Genomic DNA, 17037 nt, shown 5'->3' on the forward strand with positions numbered 1-17037 from the left:
TTAAAACTCACCCAATCACTAAGTCACTAAATCACTAAATAAACAATATGGCAAGGATATCAGGTATTGATTTACCAAAGAATAAAAGAGGAGAAATCGGACTTACTTACATTTTCGGTATTGGCCGCTCAACAGCTCAAAGAATTTTGACTGAGGCTGGTATTGATTTTAATATCAAAGTACAAGACTGGACCGATGAGCAATTATCTTCTATACGCGGAATTATTAACGACCAAATTAAGGTTGAAGGTGCGTTACGTTCAGAAGTGCAGCTTAACATTAAGCGTTTGATGGATATTGGTTGTTACCGCGGTACACGTCACCGTAAAGGTTTACCATTACGTGGTCAGCGTACTAAAAACAACTCACGTACCCGTAAAGGTAAACGTAAAACAGTTGCTAACAAGAAAAAAGCTACTAAATAGTGATTGGTGCTTAGAGGTTAGAGATTGGTTAATTACCGCTTGATAACCTTTAAATCATCAGGAATACCTCATTTTGACAGTATAATTAATGGGTCCGGATTATTCGCTAATTCAGTAATTCATTAATTCAAAAATTAAAAAAATGGCTAAAGCTAAAAAAGTAACCAAGAAACGCATTGTGATTGTTGAGCCTGTTGGCGAAGCACACATCAATGCTACTTTCAACAACATCATCATCACCCTTACCAACAAAACAGGCCAGGCAGTTTCTTGGTCATCAGCTGGTAAAATGGGTTTCAAAGGTTCAAAAAAGAATACTCCTTACGCTGCCTCACAAGCTGCTGCCGATTGCGGTAAAGTTGCTTATGACTTAGGCTTACGTAAAGTTGAAGTATTTGTAAAAGGCCCAGGTGCCGGTCGTGAGTCAGCTATCCGTACTTTGCAAACTGCAGGTATCGAAGTAACTACGATTAAAGATATTACACCGCTTCCACACAACGGTTGCCGTCCTTCAAAAAGAAGAAGAGTTTAATTAACATATTTTTTAAAGCTAAGATTCGGCAGCTGCAGGCTGCATGATACTTTAAGAACACACAAAAATGGCCAGATATACAGGACCAAAATCCAAAATTGCCCGTCGTTTCCGTGAGCCGATCTTCGGTCCGGACAAAGCGTTAGAACGTAAAAACTATCCTCCGGGCATGCACGGTGCTTCAAAACGCCGTGGAAAGCAATCAGAGTACTCTACTCAGTTGCAAGAGAAACAAAAAGTTAAATACACTTATGGTGTATTAGAGCGTCAGTTCGAAAACTTATTTCACCGCGCTTCTGCTAAAGAAGGTATCACAGGCGAAAACCTGTTGAAATTCCTGGAAGCACGTTTAGATAACGCTGTTTTCCGTTTAGGTATTGCTCCTACACGTTCGGCAGCTCGCCAATTGGTTAACCACAAACACATCACTGTTAACGGTGCTGTTGTAAACATCGCTTCATATGCATTGAAGGCTGGTGACGTGGTTGCGGTACGTGAAAAATCTAAATCATTAGAGGCTATCACTACTTCAGTAGCCGGTAGAAGAATCAACAAATACAGCTGGTTAGAGTGGGATGCGAACAACCTTACAGGTAAATTCCTTAACTATCCTAACCGCGATGAGATCCCTGAAAACATCAAGGAAAACCTGATCGTCGAGTTGTACTCTAAATAAGATATGAGATATCAGATGTGAGATTTGAGAGTTTTTTCAAATCTCATTTCTGGTTTTCGTATATATGCAAATCACAAACAAAAGATTTGAATAAGCGTTTGAACAGCAGAGTAAATCTCACATCTCAAATCCCATATCTCAAATCAATTATCAAGTAAACAATAAATAAAGGATATAAATGGCAATTTTAGCATTTCAAAAACCAGACAAGGTTATCATGCAAAAAGCAAATGATTTTGATGGTACGTTTGAATTTCGTCCGTTAGAACCAGGTTTTGGTGTAACCATTGGTAATGCTCTGCGTCGTATCTTACTTTCATCACTTGAAGGTTATGCAATTACTTCTGTTCGTTTTTCGGGAGTAACGCATGAATTTTCAACCATCAAAGGTGTTGTTGAAGACGTAACCGAGATCATCCTGAACCTTAAACAAGTTCGTTTTAAGAAAACAGGTGAATCTGGCGACAGCGAGAAAATATTTGTTATTGTAAATGGCCAGGATGCATTTAAAGCAGGAGATATCACCAAATTCTCTAACAACTTTACTGTATTAAATCCTGATTTGGTACTTTGCAATATGGACCCGGCTGTAACGCTTGAAGTTGAGCTTACTGTAGGCAAGGGCCGTGGTTACGTACCAAGCGAGGAAAATAAAAATCCTGATGCTAACGTAGGTGTGATCGCTATCGACTCGATCTATACGCCGATCAAAAACGTAAAATATACCATCGAAAACTATCGTGTTGAGCAAAAAACCGACTATGAGAAATTAGTATTGGATATTGCTACCGATGGTTCGATCCACCCTGAAGATGCTTTGAAAGAAGCAGCTAAAATCCTGATCCAGCACTTTATGCTGTTCAGTGATGAAAACATGATGCTTGAAGCACAAGCTAAAGAAGAAACCAAAGAAGTGGATGAAGAGATCCTGCACATGCGCAAGATCCTTAAAACCGAATTGGTTGATCTTGACCTTTCTGTACGTGCCCTTAACTGCCTTAAAGCTGCTGATATCCGCAGCCTGGCCGACCTGGTGTCGTACGATGTTGCTGACATGTTGAAATTCAGGAACTTTGGTAAAAAGTCATTAACTGAAATCCAGGACCTGGTTAAATCAAAAGGCTTATCTTTTGGCATGAACCTGTCTAAATTTAAGTTAGACGAAGAATAATAGAGGAGCAAGACTGCGAGAAGCAAGAGGCAAGATAGATTTTAGATCTTGCCTCTTGATTTCTTGACTCTTGATTCTTGTTGCAAACATTAAGCGAAAGCATAATTCCGAGGGCTTGAGCCTATCGCCCAACGGTATGCACGTGAAATATATAAAACAATGAGACACGGAAACAAAAACAATCACTTAGGCCGTACTACCAGCCACCGCAAAGCGATGCTGGCTAACATGGCATCTTCGCTTATTTTACACAAGCGTATCACTACAACATTAGCAAAAGCAAAAGTTTTACGCGGTTATGTTGAGCCACTTTTAACAAAATCAAAAAACGATACTACGCACTCACGTCGTACAGTATTCAGCTACCTGCAGGATAAAGATGCTACATCAATCGTTTTCCGCGAAATCGCTGAAAAAATTGCTAACCGTCCGGGTGGTTATACCCGTATCATCAAGTTAGAAAACCGTTTAGGTGATAACGCTGAAATGGCAATCATCGAGCTTGTTGATTACAACACTGTTTACGGTGCTGACGCTGCTGCTCCTGCTAAGAAATCAACCCGTCGTCGTGGTGGTTCTGGCGCAAAAGCTAAAACTGCTGCTCCAGTAGCTGCAGAAGAAGCTGTAGTAGTTGAAGACGTTAAAGAAGAGCCGGCTGCTGAAGCACCTGCACCTTCTGAAAACGAAGAAAACGCTGAAAAAGGCGAATAATTAATTATTCGGTTTAACAGATACAAAAAACGGCACTGATCTATGATCGGTGCCGTTTTTTTATGTAATTAACTACCGATTTAGGTTAAAGCATGGCAATTCCCTAATCTGTTACTCGCGATTTAGGCTATAAGTCAATAAGCATTCAACATCATTCATCAAAGTGAAACCACACTTTTCCAATATCCTTCGCGATGGCAGGTTATCTGCATAAGTGTGCACTATGATAACTTTCACAAATTCATGTGTAAATGCCCATTGCGAAAGCAACTGTAAAGCTTCTGTAGCATAGCCTTTGTTATGTTGGTTAGCGTCGATCATATAACCAATCTCGGCTTCTCCGGCATCATTAGGATAGCCGGCAAAACCCATGCCGCCAATGACAGTATTGGTGCTTTTAAGAACGATCTCCCAGCCAGTATACCATAGGTATTTATCCGGGAAGGCGAGCGTATTAGGCAGCCAGAAATTATCGAAGGCATCATCAATTTCTTTGATGTATAACGGATCGATCAGCATAGCTGAAGGAGTTAAGCCTAATGATAGCTCCAGCAGCTTACGGTTTTGTTTAAGCAATAATAATTGTGCGTGAGTTAACGGTATCATTTGTAACCGTTGTGATTGTATAGAAAACATTTTGTGTTTGGAATTAAATAACAATAAAAAACCAGTTCGCTTTTTTAAAGTGAAGGCACAGCCTTTAGATAAGGCTGTTTGTTATGCAATTCCAGGCACGGTAATTAGCCTGTTGGGTTTGTTGAATAACAGAGGCGTTTATTTAGTTGATATAAAGGTAAGGATTTTAATTAAAAGCCTTTAACAATTTATAAAACCGAAAAGTGCGTTAGGGATAGTAGCGGATACCGGCCTGTGGCTAATGCCTGTGCAGTATGAGTGCATAGCCCGGCCGCAGGCAACGCCCATATCAGTTGGCAAATTTGAGGTGGCAGTTTGCAGTTTGTTTCGCTGATTTTGTATGAACCCGAATTAAATGAATAAAAAAAATGATCGAATTTGATTAGTATTCTGTCAATTCTTTAATTCAATAAATTTCGGTTCAGACAATACTCACCATCACTCATCAATATAAAACTTGATATCATTAAAACGGCTACGACCTTCCCGAACAAAGTTGCCATCAATATTATACAGCACGTCGCCAAAAAGGGTCCGGCCTTTCCTGATCAGGTTGTCATCAATATTGCAAACCACATCGCCAAACATCCCTTGCCCCTTTTTTACTATTTTGCCATCTATGGTATATAAAATATCGCCAAACCTGCCCTGGCCTTTCCGCACATAACTGCCATCGATAGTATAAAGTACTGTTCCGAATTTATTGTTACCCTCCCTGATATATTTCATAACGGTGTTATAATTACGTGTTTTAAGTTAAACGATATCCTGCCAATTAGCAAACCACACAATAACTTTTGCCTTCAACCTTTCGCCTTTAACCTCAAACGGTCCTGCCAACCTGTCATCACAAAGTAAGCTATTCTGCCGCCTTGTTCATGAACTGACAATTACAGGCAATTTTTACTGCCATTGGCATATTGGCACAGGCATTGATAAACAGCAATGGTAAGTAAACAATAAATCAAAAAGAAAAAACAATCATATATGTCTAAAATAATTGGAATCGACTTAGGAACAACAAACTCCTGCGTTGCTGTAATGGAAGGTAACGAGCCTGTTGTTATAGCTAACAGCGAGGGTAAACGTACTACGCCGTCTGTAGTAGCTTTTATTGATAATGGCGAACGTAAAGTTGGTGATCCTGCAAAACGTCAGGCTATCACAAACCCTACAAAAACCATTTCGTCAATTAAACGCTTTATGGGTAACCAGTTTAGTGAAGTTACAAGTGAAGCGGCACGTGTACCTTATAAAGTAGTTAAAGGTGACAACAACACTCCTCGTGTTGAAATTGGCGACCGTAAATATACCCCGCAAGAAATTTCTGCAATGATTCTTCAGAAAATGAAGAAAACTGCCGAAGATTTCTTAGGTACCGAAGTAACCGAAGCGGTTATTACCGTTCCTGCTTACTTTAACGACGCTCAGCGCCAGGCAACTAAAGAAGCTGGTGAAATTGCCGGTTTAAAAGTACGCCGTATCATTAACGAACCTACTGCTGCTGCATTAGCTTACGGTTTTGATAAAGCTCATAAAGATATGAAGATAGTTGTGTTTGACTGCGGTGGCGGTACTCATGACGTATCCGTATTGGAATTAGGCGACGGTGTATTTGAAGTAAAAGCTACCGATGGTGATACTCACTTAGGTGGTGACGACTTTGACCAGGTAATTATTGACTGGTTAGCCGACGAGTTTAAAAACGACGAAGGCATTGACCTGCGTAAAGACCCAATGGCTTTACAACGTTTAAAAGAATCGGCTGAGAAAGCTAAAATTGAGTTATCAAGCTCTGCTCAAACTGAAGTTAACCTGCCATACATTACTGCAGTTGACGGTATGCCTAAGCACTTGGTTAAAACATTAACCCGTGCTAAATTTGAGCAATTAGCTGATAGCCTGATCAAACGTACTATTGAGCCTTGTAAATCAGCTTTGAAAAATGCCGGTTTAAGCACTTCTGATATCGACGAAGTGATTTTGGTAGGTGGTTCAACCCGTATCCCTGCTATCCAGGAAGCTGTACAAAAATTCTTTGGTAAAGCTCCTTCAAAAGGTGTTAACCCTGATGAAGTTGTTGCTATCGGTGCTGCTATCCAGGGTGGTGTATTAACCGGTGAGGTTAAGGATGTGTTATTGCTTGACGTTACCCCGCTTTCATTAGGTATCGAAACCATGGGTGGTGTAATGACTAAATTGATCGAGTCAAACACTACTATCCCTACTAAAAAATCTGAAACTTTCTCAACCGCCAGCGACAGCCAGCCTTCAGTTGAGATCCACATATTACAAGGTGAGCGCCCAATGGCTGCGGGTAACCGTACTATAGGTCGTTTCCACCTGGATGGCATTCCGCCAGCACCTCGTGGCGTACCACAAATCGAAGTTACTTTCGATATTGATGCTAACGGTATCCTGCACGTATCTGCAAAAGATAAAGCTACAGGTAAAGAGCAAAAAATCCGTATCGAAGCTTCTTCAGGTTTAACTGATGCCGAGATCAAAAAGATGAAGGACGAAGCTGAGGCTAATGCTGATGCTGACAAAAAGGCAAAAGAAGAAGTTGAAAAACTGAACGCTGCTGATGCCCTGATCTTCTCGACTGAAAAACAATTGAAAGAGTACGGCGATAAGATCCCTGCTGATAAAAAAGCACCTATCGAAGCTGGTTTAGCTAAATTGAAAGAGGCTTATTCAGCTAAAAACTTTGACGCTATCGAAGCTGCACAAACCGAGCTTAACACTGCCTGGACTGCTGCATCTGAAGATATGTACAAAGCTTCTGCCGAAGGTGCTCAAGGCGCACCAGGTGCCGGTGATAACGGTGCAGGCGCGCAAGACAACTCTGACACTGTAACAGATGTTGATTTTGAAGAAGTGAAATAATAAGTTTTTATATAATGAAAAGCCCGGTTTGGTTAATTCCATCCCGGGCTTTTTTTGTGGGGAGATATTGCCTGGTTGCAGAGTAGGAGGGACCTGCGGAGCCATAACTGATCATAATATAAAGCAACGTAAGCCCCAGCTGCGCTACGTATTTATGGCCTCCGTAAATACCTAAGAACACTACACTAAAATCTGTAAACTTTTTTAGGACGAGACATAAAGAGCGGTTTTAACTCCGGAGACTCATCCTGTTGAAATTTTAGATTGATTAATTTTGTGCGTTAACCTAAATATGCAAAAGCCCCTGAAAGGTTAAACTCCATAGCAAATTATTTAAAAAGACGCCATTAACCGTCAACTAATCCATTAATAACTACTAAACTAATAGGGAAATGCTTAATTTCGCAACCTCATACGCGTAAAACATAAAATGGACTACCAATTTAAAGAGATAGAGCAAAAATGGCAGCAGTTTTGGGCACAAAACCAAACCTTCAAAGCCGAAGACAAAAGCAGTAAGCCCAAATATTATGTGCTGGATATGTTCCCTTACCCGTCTGGGGCAGGCCTGCACGTTGGGCACCCGCTGGGCTATATCGCTTCTGATATTTTTGCACGCTACAAACGTTTAAAAGGCTTTAACGTATTGCACCCTATGGGCTATGATAGCTTTGGTCTGCCGGCCGAGCAATACGCCATACAAACCGGTCAGCACCCTGCTATAACTACCGAAGATAATATTGCAACCTATCGTCGCCAGTTGGACCAGATCGGCTTTTCGTTCGACTGGAGCCGCGAGGTGCGTACCAGCTCTCCCGATTATTATAAATGGACCCAATGGATCTTTATGCAGTTGTTTAACAGCTGGTATAATAAAGATGCCGACAAAGCCCAGTCAATTGATCAGTTGGTTGCACATTTTGAAACAAAAGGCTCTGCCGGTATCAATGCCGTTTGTGATGATGAAATTTTAAGTTTTACTGCCGATGAGTGGAAAGCGTTCAGCAATGAAGAACAGCAGTCCGAATTGTTAAAATACCGCCTTACCTACCTGCGCGAAAGTACCGTAAACTGGTGCCCCGCTCTTGGTACCGTATTGGCAAACGACGAAGTAAAAGACGGCTTTAGCGAGCGTGGCGGCTACCCCGTTGAACAAAAGAAAATGACCCAATGGAGCATGCGCATTACCGCATATGCCGAAAGGTTATTACAAGGCCTTGATAATATCGACTGGCCCGAGCCTTTGAAAGAAATGCAAAGGAACTGGATCGGTAAAAGTACTGGTGCTTCAGTTAAATTCCCGATAGATAAATCAGGTCATAACGCTGTTTTGGATACCGACTTCATCGAAGTGTTTACCACAAGGGTTGATACTATTTTCGGTGTTACCTTCTTGGTAATTGCTCCTGAGCATGAATTAGTTTCTGCATTAACTACACCTGAGCAAAAGGCAGAAATTGAAGCTTACATTACTCAAACCAAAAAGAAATCGGAGCTTGACAGGATGGCTGATGCCAAGACTGTATCAGGCGCATTTACCGGCAGCTATGTGCTTAACCCGTTAAATGGGCAGCAAATTCCAATCTGGATTGCCGATTATGTTTTGGCAGGATACGGAACGGGCGCGGTTATGGCCGTACCATCAGGCGATCAGCGAGATTACCTTTTCGCGAAGCATTTTAATTTGCCGATAGTGCCGATCATCGATATTCAAAATATCGAAACTGAAGCCGACCCAACTAAAGAAGGCACCTACATCAACTCTGATTTTATCAACGGCTTAGCTTACAAAGAAGCAACTGCCGCGGTGGTTGCCAAACTGGAAGAGATCAATGCCGGTAAAGCCAAAGTTAACTTCAGGATGCGTGACGCCATTTTCGGTCGTCAACGTTACTGGGGCGAGCCGGTGCCGGTTTACTTTAAAGAGGGTTTACCTCATTTAATTAATGAAAGCCACTTGCCATTACTATTGCCCGAAATTGATAAATATCTCCCCACCGAAACCGGCGAACCGCCGTTAGGTCGGGCAGAGGATTGGAAATATGAAGGTGGTTTGCCTTACGAGCTAAGCACCATGCCGGGCTGGGCTGGCTCAAGCTGGTACTGGTACCGTTATATGGATGCCCAAAACGATAAGGAGTTTGCATCGCGCGAGGCTATTGAATACTGGAAAGACGTTGATTTGTACATCGGTGGCAGTGAACATGCAACGGGTCACCTGTTGTACAGCCGTTTCTGGAATAAGTTTTTGAAAGACCTTGACCTGGTTGTTGAGGAAGAGCCTTTCAAAAAATTAATCAACCAGGGCATGATCCAGGGCCGTAGTAATTTTGTTTACAGGCTGATTGACGAGGAAGGCAAAGGTACCAACACCTATGTATCGCACGGATTGATCAAAGAACATAAAACTACGCCGATACACGTTGATGTTAACATTGTTGAAAACGAAGTATTAAACATTGCCAAGTTTAAACAATGGCGACCTGAATTTGCAGATGCTGAATTTATCCTGGAAAACGGCAAATACATCTGTGGCGTCGAAGTTGAAAAAATGTCGAAACGGTATTACAACGTTGTAAATCCGGATGATATAGCAACCCGCTTTGGTGCCGATACCTTACGGATGTATGAGATGTTCTTAGGTCCGCTGGAGCAAAGCAAACCGTGGAATACCAATGGTATTGAGGGTGTTTTCAAATTCCTGCGTAAATTCTGGAGGTTGTTCCATAATGATGCATGGGAGTTTGGTGTAAACAATGCCGCTCCGTCAAAAGCCGAGCTGAAATCATTGCATAAGATCATTAAAAAGGTTGAAGAAGATATCGAGCGTTTCTCGTTTAACACTTCGGTATCCAGCTTCATGATCGCTGTTAATGAATTAACCGATTTGAAATGCAACAACCGTGCGATATTGCAGGATATGGTGATCATCCTGTCGCCTTATGCGCCGCACATTTGCGAGGAACTTTGGTCGTTATTGGGTAATGCTGATGGTACTTTATCATATGCACCTTTCCCTAAATTTAATGCCGAGTATTTGGTTGAAGATGAGTTTGCTTACCCAATCTCAATCAACGGTAAAATGAAAATGAACCTAAGCATCTCGTTAAGCCTTGATGTTGAAGAAATAGAAGCCTTTGTTTTGGCTAATGCCGATGTACAAAAATACCTGGATGGTAAAACCCCTAAAAAACTGATTGTAGTAAAAGGCAGGATTGTGAATATGGTGGTTTAAACCCGTCTGCTCCTTAAAGGGGGGCTTTTAGGATTTCCAGCCCTGGTTTTGCAACGCAAGGCCAGGGCTTTTTTTATTACCTGAAATAAAGATATCAAATCCGAAACACTTCGAAAGGCGGGAACGGGCGATGAAGGGGTAGGAAATCTTATCCGCCCTGTATAGCCCTTGGCAGGGTATATAGGATTTTTCTATCGCCCTAACGTACAAATTATCCCGATGACATCCTGAAAATTCTAATCACATTCTAATTTCTTTCTTAAACCGTTTTAATGCCCGGTACCGACTATTGTATCAACAAACAGTAGTAAACACAAAAAAGGTATCATCATGAAAACATTAAACATTATCATCCCGTCTGATTTCACCTTATCATCATTAAACATTATACCTGTTTTGGCAGAGCGCTATCCGGATCAAAAGCTCAATATATCGCTCGTTCATTTCCTCCAATTGTCCGACTCTATATCCGATCTGCTATTATTATCCCGCAGAAGCAGGGAATATCAGCTCATCAGCGATGAATTTTACGCCGGTTGTACTATGCTGAAGAATGACTATGCAGACCGGATAGAAAACATCACCCCCGATTTTTTTTATGGCAACACGGTGGCTGTATTTAAAAACTATCTCGAAGAAAAAGAGACAGGCCTGATTGCCATGCCCGAAAACCACAGCTATGCAAGGTTAACACCTAACAGTTTTGACCCTACCATATTGATGCAACGGAGCGGGTATAAAATAATTACCCTTAAAGCTGAGGTTAAACAGCCTTTAATCATAGTTAATGCCGAAGCAGAGCATGAGCTGCTGGAGGTTTAATATTTATTAAAATCATTTAAAACAACTATCTATGTTACTAAAAGAAAATATCCCGGTAAAATATGTGGTAGGCAAAATAAAGAATGAATTGTTACTGGTTGCCGTGTATGCTGTAGCTATAGCCTTATTCCATCGTTTTTTGCCTGAGTACCGCATTTCAATCCCAATTGCTGTGCCGGCCATATTGGCTACCATCATATCCTTGCTGCTGGCATTTCGTTCAAACCAGGCCTACGACCGCTGGTGGGAAGCCCGGAGCATTTGGGGAGCTATAGTGAACGATTCAAGATCGCTGGTGCGCGAGTTGATCACTTTTTTAGATGGCGATAATGCCACATGTGAAGAAATAGAAGGTTTCAAAAAACGGTTTGTTTACAGGCAGATAGCATGGTGCCATGGCTTAAGCCAATCATTACGCAAGCAAGATCCATATGCTAAAAACGGCCACCTGCTGGTTGACGAAGAAGTAAAATTCACTCATCGTTTTACAAACATGCCCAACAGCTTGCTAAAACTGCACGGACTTGACCTAAAACTGGCTTATAAAAATGGATGGCTTAATGATTACCAGCAAGTGCAGATAGATGGCACGCTTAACCGCCTGTGCGATGCTATGGGCAAATGCGAGCGGATCAAGAACACGGTATTCCCGGTTACATACAGCTTATACATCCATTTTTGCCTGTACCTGTTTATCATATTGCTGCCATTTGGCCTCATCGAATTCTTCGGCATGTTTGAAGTACCGCTGATCATAGCTATAGCGGCAGCATTTTTACTGGTAGAGAAAATGGCCATCCACCTGCAGGACCCGTTTGAAAACAAACCGACAGATACCCCAACAACTGCCATATCGCAAACTATTGAACGCGATTTAAAGCAGATGCTTAACGATAAACATGAGAGTGAAAAAGCAGCAGTATCAACTGCCGCTAAAGCAAACGTATATTATATACTGTAAGCTTTATACCCCTGTGCGGGAAGGCACAGGGGTTCACTTATTTTATTCCCTAAAGCCTAAACCTTCTTCTTTCATCTTCTCCTTCACTATCGGCACCGAACTTTTGCCGACACCGTGCAACTGCAAAAACTCTTTCTTGGTAAGTTTTGATAATTCAAGCAAGGATGTTATGCCCGCATTAGCCAACGCACGCTGAGCAGGGTTGCCCAATTTACCAAATGGGCTTTCTGATTTTTCAGTCTTCATGAGCAATGGTTTTATGGATGAGCAAATTTACCAATTAATTAATACTCTTGCGCTCGTTTGCAACGAGCGATTAACATGGTTTTGCGATTGTATCGCACGATCATTAATTTAGCTTAAACACTTATCATCAATGTCGCATCAATACAGAGTTAGAAACCATGAGGAAATTCACTTTGTAATATTTACAATAGTTGATTGGGTTGATATATTTATCAGGCCATCTTATAAACAACTCCTCATTGACTCTCTTATTTACTGCCAAAAAAGCAAAGGGTTAGAGATATATGCATTTTGCCTGATGACAAACCACCTCCATCTGTTGGTGTCGGCAAAGCATCCTGTAAGATTACCCGATATTATTCGGGACTTTAAAAAACATACCAACAAACAAATCATTAAACTAATAAAAGAAGAGAATGAAAGCCGGAGGGATTGGATGTTATATCGCTTTCAATATAATGCAAGGTTTGATGATCGGATACAAAATTATAAAGTGTGGCGGGATGGCTATCATTCAATTGAGTGCGACCGGGAAGACATACTTTTTCAAAAATTGGATTACATTCATGATAATCCCGTACGGGCAGAAATAGTAAGCTATCCTGAACATTACATATATAGCTCGGCGATTAACTATGCCGGGGAACGGGGACTATTGGAAGTGACTTTATTGGAGAGGGGATTTATCTCCGTGAAAGCTTAACATGGATTTACGTTACAAACGTAAACCCATGTTAAGCACTCGTTATAAACGAGCGCAAGGGTATTTTATTTAGTTCTTGCGCTCGTTTGCAACGAGCGCTTAATATGGTTTAGCGATTGCATCGCGATACCTTGTTATTATTCATTAACCACACCCATTGAGCAGAATTTATCAATACGCTCCGCTACAAGCTCATCAATATTGCGCTCTTTAAGGGTTTTCAGGTCTTTTAATAATTGTTTTTTCAGAATACCGGCCATAGCAACCGGGTCTTGATGGGCACCGCCAAGTGGTTCTTTGATCACCCCGTCAATCAACTTGTTCTTAAACATCTCTGTCGATGTTAGTTTAAGAACTTCAGCGGCACGCTCTTTATTTTCCCAGGTTTTCCAAAGAATGGTTGAGCAGTTTTCGGGAGAGATCACCGAATACCATGAGTTATCCAGCATCAGCACCCTATCGCCAATACCAATACCCAATGCGCCGCCCGATGCGCCTTCGCCAATAATAACACAGATCACCGGCACTTTCAGCACTGCCATTTCGAGCAGGTTACGGGCAATGGCTTCACCTTGCCCGCGCTCTTCGGCCTCTAAACCCGGATAAGCACCCGGAGTATCAATTAAAGTAACAACGGGCTTGTTAAATTTTTCGGCCATTTTCATCAGCCTTAAGGCTTTACGATAGCCCTCAGGATTAGCCATGCCGAAGTTACGGTACTGGCGCTCTTTAGTGTTACGGCCCTTTTGATGACCGATAAACATTACTGTTTGGCCATTCAAGGTACCAAAACCGCCAATTATAGCTTTATCATCACCTACGGTACGGTCGCCATGCAGCTCGATGAAATCATCGCACATCAGCTCGATGTACTGCAAGGTGTAAGGCCTTTCGGGGTGACGTGAAATTTGTACTTTTTGCCAGCCTGTGAGGTTGCTGTATATATCTTTTTTGGCTTCTTCCAGCTTTCCTTCCAGTTCGGCAACAGTTGCCGACATGTCGAGTTTGTTTTTTTCCTCAACCTGCTTTACCTTCTCTATTTGCTGCTGTAACTCAGCCAGTGGTTTTTCAAAATCAAACGTAATCTTCATACACTTTATTTGGAGGCGCTAAATTAAGCAAATCAAACGGGATATTTTCAATTATGAGCAGCGAGTGTTTCCAACTTCGTGATTTGCTGCGGTGCGAGGGCGCTTCCGGTGCTTAAACAAGCCTGTAAAATAGCGTTCCTGAGTTCGCCGTAATACAGTCCCGAGCGGTTAGCGTAAAAGATGATACTACCATTATCCGTGCCTTTTCTCATCAGTTTATCAAGCGTGGTTTCGTTGGTAACAATAAAATTGCCCATCTCTACACGTTTGCGGTGCAGTTCGGCAGCAATGGCCGTAATTTTGGTCAGCTGAATCGGGCTCAGGCTTAATTCTTTTTTAAACTTCAGCACTGCATCAGGCATGGGGTAATGGTTAAGCCGGGCAACCTGTTCAATATCGTCAAATAAATACTCACCGGTAATCAGTTGGGTAAACTTTTTGTCGCTCAGGGTTTTTATGGGCGATTTTTTCAGCGTACTGTCGGCTTGCTGGGCTTTGGCAGTGATGCTGAGCATTAGGGTTATGAGGAGGGGGAGGATGGTTTTTAGCATGCGTTGATTTAATTCTTACTTTTTTAAACATGGATCTATCTTTTTTAAGATAGCCAGGGCTTTTTCATATGGAATTTGAATACCTTCTATTTTAAAAGAGGCAATCATCGATCTCAAGATATCCTCCCTTGAAAATTTATCGCGTTTAATTTTTTGTCTTTGTATCGACTTCATTATTAAATATAACTCAAATTTCAACCAAAATCAAAGATTATATCTTTCTGATGACGTGATTGTAAATCATTGGTTATTAGGCATATTTTCGATTTGTTTTATAAATATGGGCGTTGCCTGCGGCCCGGGCTTTCCGTTACAAGTCCTCGCTTTTCCTGCCCGCAATCCCTATACACGCTGTGGGCTTTACACTGCAATCCCTAACGCACCCCACACACAACACCCCTAAAATATATTATACACACTATCACTATTTTTTCCGGGGCTTCCGTGGTGGATCCCAAAGACACTAAGGTTAATTGTGTTTTCAATTGCACCTTAGCGACTTTGCGTGAAACAATTTAACCAATCAATACAGATTTTTACTATTCCACCTTCACAACCTTTGTCCTTGCCGAAATTCCGTTTTCATTAAACGCTTCTATCTGAAAATAGTATGGCAGGCTTTTATCCATCCCATTAAAATAGTATTCGTTACGGCCGTAAACCATCATGTTGTTGTACAATTTATCGGGCGCTATGCCGAAGTAAATGGTGTAGCCGGTGGCATTATCGTTTGGCTTCCACTTAAGCCAGGCGTTGCGGCGTTCGCTGTCGCCACGCAGTATAATCAGGTTTTGCACGGTATCGGGTTTTGCACCTGCACCTTTACCAAACACCCTTAAGCCAGATATTGCAAATTTGCCTGTAGGCATGTGCAGGTTAACCATTTTTATGTAACGCGCTTTGACAGGATTTTTAAGCTCGATATAATCGTGCGGCACATCTTTACGGTTTTTGCTTTTGTCGATAAGGGGCTGCCATGTTTTGCCGTTAACCGACGAATAAACGATATACTGATGATACACACCTAATGATTTGCCCATAAACGTGGCATCCTGATCGGCATAGTTAATTTGGATGGCATTTACAGTGCTGATCCCGCCGAGATCAGTTTTAAGCCATTCGCCTTTATTGGCTGTTTTGGCGCTCCAATAAGTTTTAATGTCTTCATCAACAGCATTATTGGCGGCATAAGCGCCCAGGGTTGATGAAACCTCTACAGGTTTATTATAATTAAGGATCATCCAGCCGGTAAAATTACTTTTCAGATGGTCTTCGGGGCCGCGATAAATAATGCGGATAATCGCCATAAGCGGTATTGCTGTACAGTACGCCATCCTTATCAAACCCGGCAGGCCAGAAGCCAATGCGGCGCTCAAAGTTGTTTTTCACCGAGATGCCCATCGTGCTGATATGCCAGTAATTTCCATATTTATCGGCCCAGGTAGCGCCATGCCCTGCACCTTTGGCAAAGCCTCCCGGCTTGTATGAAAAAGGGTTATGCTTTTGATAGGTGAAAGGCCCCAGCGGGTGATCGCCCACAAAAACACCATCGCCATAGCCACTTTGCTCGGTACCCGGCGCGCCGAACTGCAAATAGTATTTGCCTTTATACTTGTTCATCCACGAGCCTTCTATAAATGGCAGCAGAAACACATTATCGTTATGCTCACCAAAACGTTCCCAGCCATGCTCTTCGGGGTTAAGCTTAACCATTTCTTTTTTTGGGCCGATGGGTTCGAAGGTGCGCCTGTCAATCTCCTGCCCGTAAAGCGGCAGTGTATTGCTGGAACCATGGTAAATATAAACCCGGCCGTCATCGTCGGCAAACATACCCGGGTCCCAGGCGCCAACTTTAAAATAGTCTTTAGCGGCTTTCCAGTCGTCGTGCGTTGGGTTGGTGCTCATCCATAGGGTAAAATCTTTATTATAGGTTGATCCGATCACCAGCAGGGTATCGCCCAAAACCAATGTAGCGGGTGCACAAAGTTCATCGTCTTTAACTTCATTGTACGGACGGACGAACTTGCGGTAAACAAAATTCCAGTTCAGCATGTCATCGCTCCACCAGTAACCGAATTGGTTGGTGGAGAACAGGTAATATTTACCTTTAAACAGGGTCATGGTTGGATCGGCGGTGGCACGGTGTTTACCCCAGCTTGCAAAAGTTTCGAAGGGGGTGTAACCATAATCGAGGTTAAGTGGGTTACAATAGGTAAGGCGTTTTTGTTGCGCTTGGGCGCTCATTGCGCAGCAACATATCAGGATGAGCAGATAACTGGTAACTGTTTTCATAAGGAAATACTAACAGGTTATAATGGTATTACAACAGGGGGCTAATATCAGTTTTTAAACAGCAATAAAAGTTTTGTGTACTACTACATCTGTTTC

17 protein-coding genes are annotated in these 17037 nt (G+C 42.1%); 10 read left to right on the forward strand and 7 right to left on the reverse strand.

Annotated elements, in window-relative coordinates; all coding sequences use genetic code 11:
- The first annotated feature begins 47 nt into the window (after positions 1–47).
- The 5 genes from rpsM (at position 48) to rplQ (ending at position 3515) form a co-directional block, all read left to right on the forward strand.
- Complete coding sequence (rpsM, locus tag FHW88_RS22085) at positions 48–425, forward strand: 30S ribosomal protein S13 (RefSeq protein ID WP_090529226.1); 378 nt, start codon at positions 48–50, stop codon at positions 423–425.
- Positions 426–567: 142 nt separating this feature from the next.
- Positions 568–957 carry a 30S ribosomal protein S11 gene (rpsK, locus tag FHW88_RS22090; RefSeq protein ID WP_090529224.1) on the forward strand — a complete coding sequence of 130 codons (390 nt, stop codon included), beginning with the start codon at positions 568–570 and terminating at the stop codon, positions 955–957.
- 67 nt (positions 958–1024) lie between these two features.
- The gene (gene rpsD, locus FHW88_RS22095) at positions 1025–1633 is read left to right on the forward strand and encodes a 30S ribosomal protein S4 (protein ID WP_090529221.1); all 609 of its coding nucleotides are present in this window, start codon (positions 1025–1027) and stop codon (positions 1631–1633) included.
- A 178-nt stretch (positions 1634–1811) separates the two neighbouring features.
- Positions 1812–2804: a DNA-directed RNA polymerase subunit alpha gene (locus tag FHW88_RS22100; protein ID WP_090529218.1), complete on the forward strand. Its 993-nt coding sequence runs from the start codon at positions 1812–1814 to the stop codon at positions 2802–2804.
- A gap of 159 nt (positions 2805–2963) precedes the next feature.
- Positions 2964–3515: a 50S ribosomal protein L17 gene (rplQ, locus tag FHW88_RS22105; protein ID WP_176627929.1), complete on the forward strand. Its 552-nt coding sequence runs from the start codon at positions 2964–2966 to the stop codon at positions 3513–3515.
- A 111-nt stretch (positions 3516–3626) separates the two neighbouring features.
- On the opposite strand, the gene FHW88_RS22110 is transcribed toward rplQ, so the two are convergent.
- On the reverse strand, positions 3627–4121 hold the full coding sequence (locus tag FHW88_RS22110) for a GNAT family N-acetyltransferase (protein ID WP_176627930.1): 495 nt from the start codon (positions 4119–4121) through the stop codon (positions 3627–3629).
- Between the two features lie 468 nt (positions 4122–4589).
- Positions 4590–4880 carry a hypothetical protein gene (locus tag FHW88_RS22115; protein WP_121808811.1) on the reverse strand — a complete coding sequence of 97 codons (291 nt, stop codon included), beginning with the start codon at positions 4878–4880 and terminating at the stop codon, positions 4590–4592.
- Between the two features lie 258 nt (positions 4881–5138).
- On the opposite strand from FHW88_RS22115, the gene dnaK reads away from it, so the two are divergent.
- From dnaK to FHW88_RS22135, 4 genes are all read left to right on the forward strand, one after another.
- Complete coding sequence (gene dnaK / locus FHW88_RS22120) at positions 5139–7040, forward strand: molecular chaperone DnaK (RefSeq protein WP_090529206.1); 1902 nt, start codon at positions 5139–5141, stop codon at positions 7038–7040.
- 430 nt (positions 7041–7470) lie between these two features.
- Positions 7471–10275 carry a leucine--tRNA ligase gene (gene leuS, locus FHW88_RS22125; RefSeq protein ID WP_176627931.1) on the forward strand — a complete coding sequence of 935 codons (2805 nt, stop codon included), beginning with the start codon at positions 7471–7473 and terminating at the stop codon, positions 10273–10275.
- A gap of 330 nt (positions 10276–10605) precedes the next feature.
- Positions 10606–11097, forward strand: a complete 492-nt coding sequence (locus FHW88_RS22130) for a hypothetical protein (RefSeq protein ID WP_090529199.1) — start codon at positions 10606–10608, stop codon at positions 11095–11097.
- Positions 11098–11128: 31 nt separating this feature from the next.
- Positions 11129–12058, forward strand: coding sequence for a bestrophin family protein (locus FHW88_RS22135; RefSeq protein ID WP_090529196.1), 930 nt, complete (start codon positions 11129–11131; stop codon positions 12056–12058).
- Between the two features lie 42 nt (positions 12059–12100).
- On the opposite strand, the gene FHW88_RS22140 is transcribed toward FHW88_RS22135, so the two are convergent.
- Complete coding sequence (locus tag FHW88_RS22140) at positions 12101–12304, reverse strand: hypothetical protein (protein WP_176627932.1); 204 nt, start codon at positions 12302–12304, stop codon at positions 12101–12103.
- A 130-nt stretch (positions 12305–12434) separates the two neighbouring features.
- Here FHW88_RS22140 and FHW88_RS22145 point away from each other — a divergent pair, with 130 nt between their 5' ends.
- Complete coding sequence (locus FHW88_RS22145) at positions 12435–13007, forward strand: REP-associated tyrosine transposase (protein WP_176627933.1); 573 nt, start codon at positions 12435–12437, stop codon at positions 13005–13007.
- A 137-nt stretch (positions 13008–13144) separates the two neighbouring features.
- Here FHW88_RS22145 and FHW88_RS22150 read toward each other — a convergent pair whose 3' ends face one another.
- The 4 genes from FHW88_RS22150 to FHW88_RS30215 form a co-directional block, all read right to left on the reverse strand.
- Entirely contained in the window at positions 13145–14098 is a 954-nt protein-coding gene (locus FHW88_RS22150; RefSeq protein WP_090529188.1) for an acetyl-CoA carboxylase carboxyltransferase subunit alpha, read from the reverse strand.
- Between the two features lie 47 nt (positions 14099–14145).
- Positions 14146–14649, reverse strand: coding sequence for a hypothetical protein (locus FHW88_RS22155; protein WP_176627934.1), 504 nt, complete (start codon positions 14647–14649; stop codon positions 14146–14148).
- Between the two features lie 539 nt (positions 14650–15188).
- Positions 15189–15956, reverse strand: coding sequence for a discoidin domain-containing protein (locus FHW88_RS30210; RefSeq protein ID WP_255485394.1), 768 nt, complete (start codon positions 15954–15956; stop codon positions 15189–15191).
- The gene (locus tag FHW88_RS30215; protein ID WP_255485395.1) at positions 15904–16941 is read right to left on the reverse strand and encodes a family 43 glycosylhydrolase; all 1038 of its coding nucleotides are present in this window, start codon (positions 16939–16941) and stop codon (positions 15904–15906) included. The genes FHW88_RS30210 and FHW88_RS30215 overlap by 53 nt, the downstream gene beginning before the upstream one ends.
- Between the last annotated feature and the right edge of the window lie 96 nt (positions 16942–17037).

The sequence above is a fragment of the Mucilaginibacter sp. SG538B genome, from assembly GCF_013376065.1.
Lineage (GTDB): Bacteria > Bacteroidota > Bacteroidia > Sphingobacteriales > Sphingobacteriaceae > Mucilaginibacter > Mucilaginibacter rubeus.

Coding starts and splice junctions, on each gene's coding strand:
- FHW88_RS22115 (WP_121808811.1), bottom strand. CDS start 4,880: ATGAAATATATCAGGGAGGGTAACAATAAATTCGGAACAGTACTTTAT.
- FHW88_RS22110 (WP_176627930.1), bottom strand. CDS start 4,121: ATGATACCGTTAACTCACGCACAATTATTATTGCTTAAACAAAACCGT.
- FHW88_RS22145 (WP_176627933.1), top strand. CDS start 12,435: ATGTCGCATCAATACAGAGTTAGAAACCATGAGGAAATTCACTTTGTA.
- FHW88_RS22100 (WP_090529218.1), top strand. CDS start 1,812: ATGGCAATTTTAGCATTTCAAAAACCAGACAAGGTTATCATGCAAAAA.
- FHW88_RS30210 (WP_255485394.1), bottom strand. CDS start 15,956: ATGGCGATTATCCGCATTATTTATCGCGGCCCCGAAGACCATCTGAAA.
- FHW88_RS22135 (WP_090529196.1), top strand. CDS start 11,129: ATGTTACTAAAAGAAAATATCCCGGTAAAATATGTGGTAGGCAAAATA.
- FHW88_RS22155 (WP_176627934.1), bottom strand. CDS start 14,649: ATGCTAAAAACCATCCTCCCCCTCCTCATAACCCTAATGCTCAGCATC.
- FHW88_RS22130 (WP_090529199.1), top strand. CDS start 10,606: ATGAAAACATTAAACATTATCATCCCGTCTGATTTCACCTTATCATCA.
- rpsD (WP_090529221.1), top strand. CDS start 1,025: ATGGCCAGATATACAGGACCAAAATCCAAAATTGCCCGTCGTTTCCGT.
- rplQ (WP_176627929.1), top strand. CDS start 2,964: ATGAGACACGGAAACAAAAACAATCACTTAGGCCGTACTACCAGCCAC.
- FHW88_RS30215 (WP_255485395.1), bottom strand. CDS start 16,941: ATGAAAACAGTTACCAGTTATCTGCTCATCCTGATATGTTGCTGCGCA.
- FHW88_RS22140 (WP_176627932.1), bottom strand. CDS start 12,304: ATGAAGACTGAAAAATCAGAAAGCCCATTTGGTAAATTGGGCAACCCT.
- FHW88_RS22150 (WP_090529188.1), bottom strand. CDS start 14,098: ATGAAGATTACGTTTGATTTTGAAAAACCACTGGCTGAGTTACAGCAG.
- rpsM (WP_090529226.1), top strand. CDS start 48: ATGGCAAGGATATCAGGTATTGATTTACCAAAGAATAAAAGAGGAGAA.
- dnaK (WP_090529206.1), top strand. CDS start 5,139: ATGTCTAAAATAATTGGAATCGACTTAGGAACAACAAACTCCTGCGTT.
- rpsK (WP_090529224.1), top strand. CDS start 568: ATGGCTAAAGCTAAAAAAGTAACCAAGAAACGCATTGTGATTGTTGAG.
- leuS (WP_176627931.1), top strand. CDS start 7,471: ATGGACTACCAATTTAAAGAGATAGAGCAAAAATGGCAGCAGTTTTGG.